The 14,396-nt window shown below is 46.9% G+C and carries 12 protein-coding genes; all 12 read right to left on the reverse strand.

What is annotated here, in order from left to right:
• Window positions 1-9: 9 nt before the first annotated feature.
• The gene (sleB, locus tag MHB84_RS01205) at window positions 10-840 is read right to left on the reverse strand and encodes a spore cortex-lytic enzyme (RefSeq protein WP_076289538.1); all 831 of its coding nucleotides are present in this window, start codon (window positions 838-840) and stop codon (window positions 10-12) included.
• A 187-nt stretch (window positions 841-1,027) separates the two neighbouring features.
• Entirely contained in the window at window positions 1,028-3,769 is a 2,742-nt protein-coding gene (locus tag MHB84_RS01210) for an FtsK/SpoIIIE family DNA translocase (protein WP_076289537.1), read from the reverse strand.
• Between the two features lie 90 nt (window positions 3,770-3,859).
• Entirely contained in the window at window positions 3,860-4,090 is a 231-nt protein-coding gene (locus MHB84_RS01215) for a YlzJ-like family protein (RefSeq protein ID WP_076289536.1), read from the reverse strand.
• Window positions 4,087-4,860: a ClpP family protease gene (locus MHB84_RS01220; RefSeq protein WP_373561665.1), complete on the reverse strand. Its 774-nt coding sequence runs from the start codon at window positions 4,858-4,860 to the stop codon at window positions 4,087-4,089. The genes MHB84_RS01215 and MHB84_RS01220 overlap by 4 nt, the downstream gene beginning before the upstream one ends.
• Before the next feature lie 215 nt (window positions 4,861-5,075).
• On the reverse strand, window positions 5,076-6,755 hold the full coding sequence (locus MHB84_RS01225; RefSeq protein WP_053783840.1) for a ribonuclease J: 1,680 nt from the start codon (window positions 6,753-6,755) through the stop codon (window positions 5,076-5,078).
• Window positions 6,756-7,231: 476 nt separating this feature from the next.
• On the reverse strand, window positions 7,232-8,107 hold the full coding sequence (gene dapA / locus MHB84_RS01230; RefSeq protein WP_076289535.1) for a 4-hydroxy-tetrahydrodipicolinate synthase: 876 nt from the start codon (window positions 8,105-8,107) through the stop codon (window positions 7,232-7,234).
• A 47-nt stretch (window positions 8,108-8,154) separates the two neighbouring features.
• Window positions 8,155-9,372 (reverse strand): aspartate kinase, encoded by a 1,218-nt coding sequence (gene dapG, locus MHB84_RS01235; RefSeq protein WP_076289534.1) that lies wholly within the window; start codon window positions 9,370-9,372, stop codon window positions 8,155-8,157.
• A gap of 423 nt (window positions 9,373-9,795) precedes the next feature.
• Window positions 9,796-10,392 carry a dipicolinate synthase subunit B gene (locus MHB84_RS01240; RefSeq protein WP_024630269.1) on the reverse strand — a complete coding sequence of 199 codons (597 nt, stop codon included), beginning with the start codon at window positions 10,390-10,392 and terminating at the stop codon, window positions 9,796-9,798.
• Window positions 10,389-11,288 (reverse strand): dipicolinate synthase subunit DpsA, encoded by a 900-nt coding sequence (dpsA, locus tag MHB84_RS01245; protein WP_063566370.1) that lies wholly within the window; start codon window positions 11,286-11,288, stop codon window positions 10,389-10,391. Before dpsA ends, MHB84_RS01240 begins: the two co-directional genes overlap by 4 nt.
• Before the next feature lie 227 nt (window positions 11,289-11,515).
• Window positions 11,516-11,962, reverse strand: coding sequence for a dUTP diphosphatase (gene dut, locus MHB84_RS01250; RefSeq protein WP_170867769.1), 447 nt, complete (start codon window positions 11,960-11,962; stop codon window positions 11,516-11,518).
• Window positions 11,922-13,205, reverse strand: coding sequence for a M16 family metallopeptidase (locus tag MHB84_RS01255; RefSeq protein ID WP_076289533.1), 1,284 nt, complete (start codon window positions 13,203-13,205; stop codon window positions 11,922-11,924). Before MHB84_RS01255 ends, dut begins: the two co-directional genes overlap by 41 nt.
• 98 nt (window positions 13,206-13,303) lie before the next feature.
• The gene (locus MHB84_RS01260) at window positions 13,304-14,299 is read right to left on the reverse strand and encodes a polysaccharide deacetylase family protein (protein WP_076289532.1); all 996 of its coding nucleotides are present in this window, start codon (window positions 14,297-14,299) and stop codon (window positions 13,304-13,306) included.
• Between the last annotated feature and the right edge of the window lie 97 nt (window positions 14,300-14,396).

Below are 14,396 nucleotides of genomic sequence, written 5' to 3' on the forward strand. Positions count from 1 at the left end.
CCAAGATCATCACATACAGAATATATGCTGCCCAATTGTTTTTACCTGAGGACGTGTCCAGATCCATTTGGATGTAGCTGTCTTCGGATTAAAATAATAGAGGCATCCACCGGATGGGTCCCAACCATTCATCGCCTGTTCAACTGCTTTTTTAGCTTGAGCATTCGGTTCCAGATAAATCTGGCCGTCTGCAACGGCAGTAAACGCACCCGGCTGGAAAATCACTCCTGATGGTGTGTTCGGGAAACTCGGCGATTTCACACGATTCAGGATAACTGCCGCTACTGCCACTTGACCTTCAAATGGCTCTCCGCGAGATTCACCATATACCGCGTTAGCCATAATTTTGATTTCGTTCTCTGACAATCCCATGGAATTGGCAGAGCCCATATTGTCCTGCTCTTTATCCGCAGTATTGTTATTGTTGCCACTATCTCCTGAGGTTTGATCCTTATGCAACGGTGTTTCTGTTGGCGACCATTGTTTTGAAGCATTGTAAAGTTTCAACTTGGTTTTCGCTCCAACCACACCATCTGCCTTCATGCCGAATTCCGATTGAAACCATTTTACTGATTTCAATGTGGTGCTGCCGAAATTACTGTCAATTTTACCATTGTAAAATCCCAAATATTTTAGCCGGCCTTGAAGCTCGTATACATCCTGACCGTAACTTCCATATTTCACAGCATTGGTGCTAAAGGTGGGTAACGACTGCTCTTCGACTTGCGGGGTACTTGGGTTTGGACTTTCGGTTGCTGTATTCCCAGGAAGCAAATAACGAATTCCCAATGCGGACATCAGCAAAATAGCAGTGAAAAGCCATATGTTCATTTTTCGCATCGACTGTGCTCTACCTTTCTCTTGTGGGATTAACAGAATCGCTAAGGTTATTATGACAAGCATACTTCGTTCCTATGCACCAAATCCTCCGATCATTGGACATCATGGCAAATCTTCAGTCAAATGGCATGCAAAAAGCCCTCAACCAGTAAGGTTAAGGGCTTGGATCGTTTACACATGCTGTGTATTACGAGCTTATTTTATTCTGTTGATACTGTTCCAGTGAGATCAATACTTCCCTTGGTTTACTGCCCTCGTAAGGACCAATCACACCTCGGGCCTCCATGGAGTCAATCAAACGTGCTGCGCGGGTGTAACCCACTCGCATTCGGCGCTGCAATAGAGAAACGGAAGCTTGCTTCGCCTCCAAAATAATCTGTACTGCTTGTTCATATAACTCATCCTGCACTTCATCTGCTGCCTGAACGGAATCATCCACCTCAGGAACAATGGATTCGTCATACTGCGCTTCACCTTGACCACGCACGTAATTCACGATATTTTCAACTTCCTCATCACTCATGAAAGCGCCTTGTACACGAACCGGCTTCGAAGCTCCCATAGGCATAAACAGCATATCTCCTCGGCCCAACAACTTCTCGGCCCCACCCATATCCAGAATGGTTCGAGAATCCACCTGAGAGGATACACCAAAGGCAATCCGGGACGGAATGTTGGCTTTGATTACACCAGTGATAACATCCACAGAAGGGCGCTGTGTGGCAATGATCAGATGGATACCCGCTGCACGCGCCATCTGAGCCAATCGAGCAATCGCATCTTCCACGTCACCGGCGGCAACCATCATGAGGTCAGCCAGCTCGTCCACAATAACAACGATGTAAGGCAAAACCGCCGCTGGGTTGTCTTTCATCAGATTGTTATAACCTTCAACGTTACGTGTACCGGATTTGGAGAACAACTCATATCTTTTCTCCATCTCAACAACGATCTTCTTGAGAGCAAGTGAGGCCCTTTTAGGATCCGTTACGACCGGTGCCATCAGATGCGGAATACCGTTATATACGTTTAGCTCGACCATTTTGGGATCGACCATCAAAAATTTCACTTCATCTGGCTTCGCTTTGTACAGGATGCTCGTAATAATACCATTGATACATACTGATTTACCTGAACCCGTCGCACCAGCCACCAGCAGATGGGGCATACGAGCCAGATTACCGATGATCGTCTGTCCAGAGATATCTCGTCCAAATGCAATGGTCACTTTGGATTCGGCTTCCTGGAATGTGGCAGTCTCCATAACCTCCCGCATTGTTACTACGGATACCTCTCCATTAGGTACTTCAATACCAATTGCGGATTTGCCGGGAATTGGTGCTTCCATTCGGATATCCTTAGCCGCCAGGGCTAAAGCAATATCGTCTGTCAGACTTACAATTCTGCTAACCTTCACACCAATATCCGGTTGGATCTCATACCGTGTAACAGCAGGGCCTCTGACTACTTCAAGTACTTTGGCACGAACACCGAAGCTTTCCAGCGTTGCTTCCAGCTTGCGTGCAGTCTGCATGTAATCCTTCTGGTCGCCACCCTTACCTCCATTGTTAGGCTTGGAAAGAAGTCTGAATGACGGAAGTTTATAAGGTTTCGGAGGAGGTGGTGGTGGCTTAACTGGCTGCACTTCCTGCCCCTCCGTATCTGAAACAACCGAACCTTGAGCCCCATTACTCAACGTAGACCCAACGTCCGAACTACCCTCAACAGCATCCATCGTAGCTATTGCAGCATCCGCCGCTTCAGGCCACTCATTGTTATCCACAAGTTCATCTGAGATCTTGATTGGAGGCTCTTCTGCCTGCATGTTATCCGTTAGATCATCTGGGAAAGGATACGCATCATCCAGATCATCATCTTTACCAGCATCCTCGGATCTGACATGTTCAAAGAAGTCACGAATGATTGGTGCCGAATTAGGTCTTGATTGCACAGGAACTGCTGCAGGAGCTATTACATCGGATGCGATGATTGGCTCATCATGCCATGAATCCGCAGGAGTTTCCTGCTCCGCACGGTAGACGACATGTTCCGCGTCTAAAGAATCATCCTCGTCCACTCCACGCTCAGCCTTCGTCCGTTCCCGATCAGAACCCCATTTTCCAAAGAGTTGGAAAAAAATCGGTGCTTTTCGTTTCGGTAGCTGTTGATTCTGCAGATCATCGTAATCGTCATCATCTTCCTCGTCGTCTACTGGAACAGGTACCGCTTTGCGAACATTCCCGTTTTTCTTGCTCGCAGAGCTTGAAGTAGCACGTGCTGCTGGTCTAGCCTCCAGCTTTTTGTACATCGCACTACCTGCATCCCATATCTTCGTTCTGAAAATGCGAATCAGATCGACATAAGAAAGATTGGTAATCAACATGAAACTGATAACGAACATCACGATCATAATCAATCGGGCTCCCAAGCTGCCAAACAACCACAAGAACAAGGCAAACTGCGCCGCTCCTATATAACCGCCGCTAATGTCCTTATTGAGCATCGAATCCCGTTCGCCTGGCGCAGCAGGCGTGAGCAACTCGGTTTGCATATCATTATGTATCTGTGTAAGTACAGCACCTGGCTCCAGGGCTCCAACTGGTATAAGTTTCTGGTGCATGGCAGAGACGGTACTCATCAGTGTTAAAGCAAACACCAGCAATACGAGCCCTGTCTTGCGCGTTGTCCAGCCGCTCGGCCATTTTCGATGAATCATCACCATTAAGCCATAATAGATCCCTATAAGCGGAATCGCAAAATAGAACTTGCCAAGCATCAACCCAAACATCTTGGAAAGCGAGCGCCCTACGGTTGCTTCACCCGACAAAGCAATGACGGCAAGGGTTATAAGCACAATGCCGTAAATTTCATATTTTAAAACGCCGCTAAAAGCTGCGGCCTTTTTTTTCCTCTTTTTTCTTCTGGCCAAAATCAGGTCACCCCCAGAAGAATATTATACCATACAAATATAATCCGTACATATGTTCTTTTTCTGCTCAATTTGTCTTATTTGGTCGCGTTATGTTGGTCCCGGGTTACCCGAAAGTGGAACGATAGTTCCGGGCATATTAGCGGGATTCAGATAAGCTTCCAAGGGGCATTCAAGTAAACGTACTATAACAGCCTCATTTTCATTAACAGGTCTGACCTGCATCAATAATCCGTTCATCTTGATCTCACGGGTGTCTTCTCCTTCATTCCACATCCCTGACCACAGCAGTTCAGGTGGCATCACTGTGTAAAGTGTCATTGGGTATAGCCTCCTGCCTGCAGCGTCTGTCTTTTGTCTCCTATGAGTTGATTCAACTGAGCGATGGCCTGCCCGATCCCGCCTACGGCATCCATCAATCCATATTTAACCGCATCAGCGCTACCCACAGCTGTTCCGATATCGCGGTTGAGTTCACCCGTTTTAAACATCAGTTCCTTGAACATTTCTTCAGAGATATTGGAGTGCGATGTAACAAATCTTACGACACGTTCCTGCATCTTCTCCATGTACTCAAACGTCTGAGGCACGCCTATCACGAGTCCGTTCATACGGATCGGATGAATGGTCATTGTTGCACTACCCGCAATCAGGGAATAGGTTGAGGCAACCGCGATCGGAACCCCAATGCTGTGCCCTCCTCCAATGACGACGGTAACCGTAGGTTTACTAAGTGAAGCAATCATTTCGGCAATAGCCAGGCCCGCCTCCACATCTCCTCCTACCGTATTTAAAATGATCAAAATGCCTTCGATTCGCTGATTCTGCTCTGCTGCAACCAGCTGAGGAATGAGGTGTTCATACTTTGTTGTTTTGTTTTGCGGAGGTAAAATTAAATGCCCTTCCACCTGACCGATAATGGTCATACAGAAAATGTTCGATTCAGCTGCAGGTGACTGCGTCTGTCCAAATTGCTGAATAGCCTCCGTTACAGGTGACATACCCTTTTCCTCTTGTGCAGGCACTTCCGGTGCCTCGGTGCCCGGTTGTTCCGATTTCGGTGTTTGCTTGTTTTTCATGTATTCGCTCATTCGATTACTCCCCTTCTCCAGAAACATGTAATGTATTTCCTTAGTATGGGGAATGTTCCAGCTGACTTATACCCGATTATTCATCAATTTCTCCACAATCTGGTGTAGGGCCAGAAAACAACAAAAAAAGCCCCTTCTCTACGAGGAACCGTCCAATATTACTCGTAGAGAAGGGGCGACTGTGTGCCTGAATTTATGTTTTTGTTTGATTTATTTTAAACTTCCATAATGATTGGCAAAATCATCGGTCTACGACGAGTTTGCTCATACAAGAAGCGTCCGAGTGCATCTTTAACATTCGTTTTGAGTGAAGCCCATTCGTTAACGTTCTCACTCATCAACTTCTGCAGTGTGCTGCTGACAATGCGATTGGCTTCATCAAGCAGTCCTTCCGATTCGCGTACATAGACAAATCCACGGGAGATGATGTCCGGACCGGAAACAATTTTGCCATCCTGTTTGCTCAGTGTTACCACGACAACCAGAATGCCATCCTGTGACAGCAATTTACGGTCACGCAATACGATGTTACCTACATCGCCTACACCCAAGCCGTCGATCAACACGTTACCTGCAGTAACTTTACCTGCCTTGCGTGCTGCTCCGCCTTGAATTTCAACCACTTCACCGATATCCGTAATGAAAATGTTGTCTGGATCAATTCCTACAGATTCAGCCAATACCGCGTGACGGCGCTGCATACGGAATTCACCGTGAATCGGCAGGAAATATTTCGGTTTCATCAGGTTAAGCATCAGTTTCAGCTCTTCCTGACTACCGTGACCGGATACGTGAACGCCACTGTTTGCACCGCTGTAATGCACGTTGGCACCCAGACGGAACAGTTCGTCAATCGTACGGCCTACATATTTCTCATTACCTGGAACTGGAGTTGCAGCAATAATTACTGTATCCCCAGGCAAAATATCTACTTTACGATGAGTGGAACGAGCCATACGTGTCAATGCTGACATTGGCTCGCCTTGGCTACCTGTGCAGAGAATTACTACACGGTCAGCAGCCATTTTCCCTACTTCTTCAGGCTCAATGATCATGCCGTCTGGAATCTCAAGGTAACCCAGTTCAGAAGCAATACCCACCACATTTACCATACTGCGTCCAATAACTGCGACTTTACGTCCAGTTACTTCAGCTGCATTGATAACCTGTTGAATCCGGTGTACGTTGGAAGCAAATGTTGCTACAACGACACGTTGGCTTGCTTTACGGAAGATATCTTCCAGAACGATACCCACATTTTTCTCCGAAGGTGTAAATCCAGGTTTCTCTGCGTTGGTACTATCGGACAAGAGGGCGAGTACGCCATTGGTTCCGATCTGTGCCATACGCTGGAGATCTGCATATTGACCATTTACTGGAGTGTGATCAAATTTGAAGTCACCTGTATGAACAACAGCGCCTTCCGGTGTTTCGACACATACGCCGACGGAATCCGGAATACTATGGTTAGTAGCGAAGAACGTTGCTTTCAATACAGAGCCGAGTTGAATCTCGGAATCCGCATCAATCAGAATGCGTTTTGTTTCACCCAGCAAATTGGCTTCTTTCAGCTTGTTCTCCACAAGTCCGAGAGTAAGCTTTGTTCCGTATACAGGAACATTCAAGTGTTTCAGAACATATGGCAGACCACCAATATGATCCTCATGTCCGTGAGTCAAAATAATACCTCTTACTTTGTCACGGTTTTCAGTTAGATAAGAGATGTCAGGAATGACAATGTCGATTCCAAGCATATCTTCTTCCGGGAATTTAAGACCAGCATCTACGACTACAATGTCGTTCGCGTATTGGATGACGTACATATTTTTACCAATCTCGCCTACGCCGCCCAAAGCAAAAATCATCAGTTTATCGTTGTTATTTTTCTTAGACAAATGAATCTAAACCTCCTATGGTAGTTGGACGTCGTACCTTATTATTTTATTGTAAGTTAAGAAAAGCAGTCCATCACACCCATGCCCGTAAATAGGGATGAATGCAAAAGAGCACCTTTATTCACGATATTTGGAAGAAGTTCTTCGAAGTTATTCCCCTTCACCAACAAGATGGATTTTGAAATGATCCTTCTTAGCCGTTCCTTCCTTTTCACCACAAAGCTACACCAAGAAACGATGTCGCTTTCAATTTCAAAAAAATACCGCACCCAGTCACTTGACATCATTATACATGATTAAAAACAAAAAAAACAAGTCACTCTCTCGTTAACCTCTAGGTTTGCCTCCAGTTGTGAAAAGAAACCTAACCATCATCGTCAAAAAAAAGAACCGCCTCCTCTTAAATGAGGAGCGGTTCTTCTGCAATTTCTATGGGTCTATAAAAGTTAACGAATCAGTTCAATATCGTATTATTGCTAGTTGAACAAGGTACGAATAAAGCCTTGCTCATCCTCTGTTGCAGCTATAAGCGGCAGGCGTACAGACCCTACGTTCAGACCACGTAATGTCAGAGCGTATTTCACCGCTACAGGGTTCGGTAAAGGCTGTGGGCACTCAAATAGACCTTTGAACACCGGAAACAGCTTCTGATGTATCTGAGCTGCCTGTACAGGTGCACCACCGAAGTAGGAATCAATCATTTGTTTCATCTCAGCGCCTACCACATGGCTAGCAACGCTAACGATCCCGTAAGCACCAACAGCAATGGCTGGCAAGCCAGCAGCATCGTCACCAGAATACACCCTGAAACGTCCCGGTGCACCCGCAGCAATCTGCGTGACTTGCTCCAACGATACACATTCCTTCGTAGCTACTATGTTAGGAATCTGTGCCAAACGAATCGTTGTTGCAGCCGAAAGACTAGCTGCTGTACGTCCAGGAACGTTATACAACATAATTGGCAGTTTCGTCGCGTTCGCGATCGCTTCAAAATGTCTAAACATTCCCTCTTGACTTGGTTTGTTGTAATAAGGAACAACCAGCAAAACACCATCTACACCAGCACGTTCAGCGTCCTGAGTCAGATGGATTGAATGAGCGGTGTTATTGCTACCCGTTCCAGCAATGATTTTGCACCGGCCAGCCGCATGTTTTACCGCGAATTCGAATAGTTCTACTTTTTCTTTGTCGCTAAGCGTGGGAGATTCTCCAGTTGTTCCTGAAATAACGAGCGTCTCTGACTTTTGATCATCAATCAAATAATCAATCAGACGTGCAGTTTCCTCCCAATGGATCTCCCCTTGTTCGTTGAACGGAGTGACCATTGCTGTAATCAATCTTCCAAAGTCCAATTCGATTCCTCCTTCAAAACAGGTCCGGCTCCGCTGACTTCAAAGTACTACAAGTGAAGTTCGAATGAGGCGTGAAGTGCCCTCAGAGCTTGAACCATATCTTCTTTTTTCACAAGTACCCAAATCGTTGTATTGGAATCTGCAGATTGCAGGATCTGGATGTCCGCAAGAGTCAAGGATTCCACGATCCGTGCCATAATGCCTGGCACTCCGTTGATACCTCCGCCGATGACGGAAACTTTGGCACAACCGGAGAGACTTTGCGGTTTAAGACCAATTTCCTGCAGTACCTGTATAGCTTTCTCGGAATCACTATCGAAAACGGTATAGACAACCCCTAGAGGGGTAACATTAATAAAATCTACGCTGATCGAATTTTCAGCCATCGTTTTAAACACTTTCAGCTGCAAACGATCTGCACCACCCGGCACTTCCACCGTTATTTGCGTAACATTACTTACATAGGCAATCCCTGTTACATATCGGTCGACAATGCCTGTCTGCACATCCTGGAATCCTTCTGGATGCGTTACCAGCGTCCCTTCACTATCTGCAAAGGTAGATCTCACACGCACTGGAATCTGGGATTGCATCGCAATCTCGACTGCACGTGGGTGAATTACTTTGGCTCCCTGATGGGCCATATTACAAATCTCTGCATAACTCACAACAGTCAACGGACGAGCGTCCTCCACGATACGTGGATCTGCTGTCAGTATTCCATTTACATCCGTGTATATGTCCACCATCTCAGCGTGTAATGCTGCACCAAGAGCTGTGGCTGACGTATCACTTCCTCCACGACCAAGGGTCGTAAAGTCACCATTTTCGGTCTGCCCCTGAAACCCTGTAACAATGACAACACGCCCACTCTGTAGCTGCTCCAGCACACGAACAGGACGGACATCCAAAATTCGGGCATTCCCGAAATTGTCGTCCGTCACAAAACCTGCTTGTGCACCGGTCAGCACTGTAGTTGGAATGCCTTCATGTTCGAGCAGACTGCTTAAAGTCGTCGCAGAAATAATTTCACCACAGCACAGCAGTAAATCCTTTTCGCGTGCGGAGAGTGCATTTCCGTTCTGTGCAGCCCAGTCCAGTAACGTATCAGTCGCATAAGGCTCACCACGGCGACCCATCGCTGACACAACAATGACCAGACTAAATCCTGCTTCAAGTTCACGTTTAACATGACGGAGCACATGCTCTCTCGCCTGAACGGTAGAGAGAGATGTACCTCCGAATTTCTGTACCATGATGCGCATCTTTATTCCTCCATTTGTGTACGCAAGAAGACTGGACACGGGTCAAATCAACAAATGGATCACCCTAGGGAGCGTTCCGATGCGATAATTTCAGCATTTTATACGGCATTTCATGCCGCTCCTCATCAAAGATTAGTGAAACAATCCCATATAAAGGCCGCGGTTGTTATCGAGATCATGTCGCACACGTTCCCCGTGCACTGATCCCGCTTGCCTAACCTAATCGTTGCAAGCAGGAATTCCCTTTTAATGAAAGGAACGTGGACACAGGTAGCTGTTTATGCCAGCATAACGTCCCTCATGATTTTCTTTGTCTCTCGAACCATCTTCATTTCTTCAAGCGAATAACCGTTATCCCCTTAACTAAGTCTGTATAGAACCATGTCTATAAACAAACTAATGTTACGGCGGACCCAAGAACTATCAAGCCTGTGCAGAACGCTGCACAATCATTGGCTGTAACTGTTTGCCTTCAAGCGCACTCCAGCATGCCTCCGGAATGAGCTCCATTTTGGCCACTAACGAGTTTGGTTTTTTCACCGGATCATCCTGCCCAAACGGCACAAAATACAGATATTTGGCCACCAGCAGTTTGGCGATGTTCGCAGCATTCAACCCAAGGCCATCATTGGTGGAAATGGCGAGTACCAGCGGACGCTGATTTCGCATCTGGGCTTTGGCTGCCATTAAAACCGGACTGTCCGTCATGGCGTTAGCCAGTTTACTCGTCGTGTTGCCTGTGCATGGAGCAATTACGAGCACATCGAGCAACTTGGAAGGCCCTAACGGCTCTGCCTCAACAATTGTAGAAATGATATCATTCCCCGTTATATCTTTCAACTGTTTTTGCCAATTTTGCGCGGTCCCAAAGCGTGTATCCGTAGTCAGAACCGAATTGGAAATAATCGGGACAACATTGGCACCTTCGGCCACGAAGCGGCTAATCACCGGCATAACCTCTTCAAACGTACAATGAGAACCTGTAATTGCGTAACCTACCGTTTTTCCCTGCCAGTTCATTGTTCAACCTCCCGTGCGTTTTGTTCTTCCAAAAGCAAACGGATTAACACGTCGGCAATAATGCCGCCAGCCGTTTTGGGAGCAACAATGCCGGGGAGGCCAGGCGCAAGTAGCGCTTTGATACCGCGTTTTTCGGCATATCGGAAATCACAGCCGCCAGGAGCGGATGCGAGGTCGATAATGACTGCTTTTTGCGGCATTTTGGACAGGATTTGTGCTGTGATTATCATAGTCGGTATCGTATTAAAAAGCAAGTCAACTTCCCCGGTTTGAGCGGCCAAATCCGTTGTCATGAAAGGCTTCCAGCCCATTATGGCTGCTCGAGCAGCATCCTCTTCGCGCCTGATTCCCACCCGTACATTTGCCCCAAGTCCCTGAAGCGTTTTGGCCATTGTGAAACCTGTTCGACCCAAGCCAAGCACAATGCATTCCGAGCCGTGGATCGTGAAGTCCGTCTCCCGAATCGCCATAGCAATTGCGCCTTCAGCAGTCGGGATGGAGTTGTAGAGCGCGATGTCATCACGATCGAGTACTTCAACAAGCCGTAGACCATTTTCCCGGCACAAATCACGTAAAAAAGGCTTCGCCATACCTGTGAACACAATACAATGCTCCGGCAATGCCGCAACATGTTCCTTTTTCAGAAAAATCGGTGTATCACTGAACGAAGTGCTCACTTTCCCCTGATCATCACACCCGACCACAGGAAGCACCAGCACATCTGCCGAAGCAAATACATCGTCCTCCAATTCCTGGTGTTCGATACCCGGTATGGAACGCTCCAGCTTGTCGAAGCCCACCACACTTACCGTAGCATCCAGCTCTGCGCATTTTTGAATGACTTCAAGCTGCCGCGCATCTCCGCCCAGGACTATAATCCGGACACCGGTCAGCATCGGGACGTCACTCCTTTCACCACATGTATGCCTTATCGTATGCAGTGGCCCACAGGGGGGTGAAACATTAAAATTGAAGCATGCAAAGAAAACATTGTCTCTATCGTTCAGAAAAAGAAAAAAGAGCCGCCCCTCGGGGACGACTCTTCGAGAACATGCTCAGTAAATTAAACTGTGAAGCTCTAATTACAGAAGATGCTCCTATTTACAACTTAGTTTCAGAGCATTTATTTTCCGGTATGACCGAATCCGCCTTCTCCACGCACAGTTTCCGACAGTTCAGCGACTTCGGTTAATTCAACTGCAGGAACGGTTTGAAAGACGATTTGGGCAATTCGCTCCCCACGTACAATGGTGAATGGCTCCTGACCCAGATTAATCAGAAGTACCTTAACTTCACCACGATAATCAGCATCAATGGTGCCAGGTGTGTTCAGACACGTAATCCCATGTTTGAAAGCCAGACCACTGCGAGGGCGAACCTGTGCCTCCAATCCAGCAGGCATTGCCATCGCGAGTCCCGTAGGAATCAACGTACGCTGTCCCGGCTGCAATACAACCTCTTCTTGTAATGCCGCAACTACATCAAAGCCGGAGGCCAGCTCTGACATTTTTTGAGGCAACTTAATATCTTCATTGCCCGGTAACTTTTGAATTTGAACGTAATGCAACAAAATCATCCCTTCTTAATCCAGCGATCGTACGATCCGAAGCACCGACCATAGCAAGCGCAAATGGCTCTGCAAACATCAGGTCCAGCACAGCATCAACATCGTCCATCGTTACTTCTTCAATTTTGGCAATCATTTCGTCCAGCGTGTGATGTCTGCCCAGCATCAGCTCGTTTTTACCCAGACGGTTCATCCGGCTGCCCGTGCTTTCCAAACTGAGGATCAGACTTCCTTTCAGCTGTTCTTTTCCTTTACGAAGTTCATCTTCAGACAATCCATTTACAGCCAGATCGTGTAGAACCTCTTTGGTCAGATCCAGAACTTCTTTCGTCTGTTTCGGCGCTGTACCTGCATAGATGGTGAAGAGTCCACTATCCGCATGGGAACTATGATACGAGTAAACGGAATAAGCAAGGCCGCGTTTCTCCCGAATTTCCTGGAAGAGTCTGGAGCTCATGCCTCCGCCAATCGCATTATTCAACACGACCATGGCGAATTGGAGCGGATCTCCGATCTTACATCCCGGGAACGAGATGCAGATATGATTCTGTTCCGTTTTCTTTTTGTGAAAGAGTTGTCCGCTCTGGAATGCAGGCAGTGTGACTTGTTCAGCTACACCGTTGACATCAAAAGCACCAAAATGCTTTTCCATCAAATCGATCACACTGTCATCAATGTTACCTGCGATACTAATAACGGTATTCTCAATCGTGTAGTGCTCCTTCATATATGCACGCAAATGGCTGGAGTCCATCGCCTTGAGACGCTCTTCTGTACCCAGAATCGGATAAGCGAGCGGATGCTCACCATAGGCGGCCAAAGCCATAAGATCATGGACCATGTCATCCGGCGTATCCTCATACATCGATATTTCTTCCAGAATGACGTTTTTCTCCTTGAGCAGTTCACCATCATCCATTTTAGAGCGGAAGAACATATCGGACAACACATCGACAGCTATTGGCAGATGTTCATCCAGTACTTTGGCGTAATAACAAGTGTATTCTTTCGAAGTGAACGCATTCACGTTACCACCAATGGCATCAAATTGCTCCGCAATCGCTTTGGCATCATAACGATCCGTTCCTTTGAACAGCATGTGCTCAATAAAATGGGACACTCCGTTGCTTGCAGGCTGCTCATTGCGAGAACCCGTCTTGACCCATATTCCAAATGACACGGAACGACAGGTCGGAATCTGTTCCATGACAACTCTGAGGCCATTGCCCAGCTGAATTTTTTTCACGGTTGGCCCTCCTACATCTCTATAATTGCCTGGATTTCAACGCGAAATTGAAATCGACATTTGGTTCCAACTGTTTGATAGTAACAAAAAAACATCATTCACTCAACCGCTGATCCCTTCACGCGCTCGGATGACAACGTTTCGCTAACGGTTCCAAGCGTCAAACCCTTGGCCCGTATGGAATCAATCATTCCTTTTAAAGCTCCTGAAGAAGCAGCCGTGGGGTGCATCAGAATTAATGTACCGGCTTCTACGTTTTTGGCGATCTTGGCTACAACAGAAGCAGAACTTGGTTTGCGCCAATCCACCGTATCCAGTGTCCAAAGTACCGTTTGAAGTCCCATGCCAGAAGCAATGTCGACTGTTTGTTGATTAAAATCACCGGAAGGTGGAGCAAACCAGTGGTTCTCCACACCCAATTTTTCTTTGAGCAGGTCCTGGGTTTTACTGATTTCCAGCTTGGCTCGCTCCGTACTCAACCGACTCATATTCGGATGTGAGTATGCATGATTCGATAACTCATGTCCACGCTTTTGGATTTCCTTGGCCAGTTCCTCGTTTTTGCTCAACCAGCTTCCATCCAGAAAAAAAGTAGCTTTGACTTTTTCGGCGTCAAGCGTATCTAGCATTGGGATAATGAATTCATTGCCCCACGCTACATTAATCATGAAAGATACCATTGGTTTCTCGGCATTCCCCCGGTAAATCGGGTGTGCACCCAAATCTTTAAGCTGGATTTCAGGTACAGTCTGCCGATAGACATACGCTATCTTGGTATTCAGCGTGCCACCAAGTGCTTTGCGATACGTGGCTTCCACATCAATTTCTATTCCGTTATACCCGGGTATCGCTTTCCAGACCCGATCCACTCTGGCATTTACCGGAGCGATTTTCGTTTCGGCCGCTTTATCCCGGATCGCCGACAACAGCTGATCTTCTCCGGTTGCCTCTTTGAACATATCAAATGCATTTTGCGTGCCTGGTCCATCACGAATTTCCGTAATGTATGTACGTACACTGCCCACTTGTCCGACCAGTATGACAGCTGCCATACCTACCAGAACAGCCGCCAGCTTTTTGGATTGGTTTCCCACAGCTCCATCCTCCCGCCGTCTTTGTCCCCATCTTATGAGGACAAGTGCAAGAATATGAATAAAACAAGCTGTTCATGTAAAGTATCTTCAAAGCTGG

Source organism: Paenibacillus sp. FSL F4-0087, assembly GCF_038020215.1.
Classification (GTDB): domain Bacteria; phylum Bacillota; class Bacilli; order Paenibacillales; family Paenibacillaceae; genus Paenibacillus; species Paenibacillus taichungensis.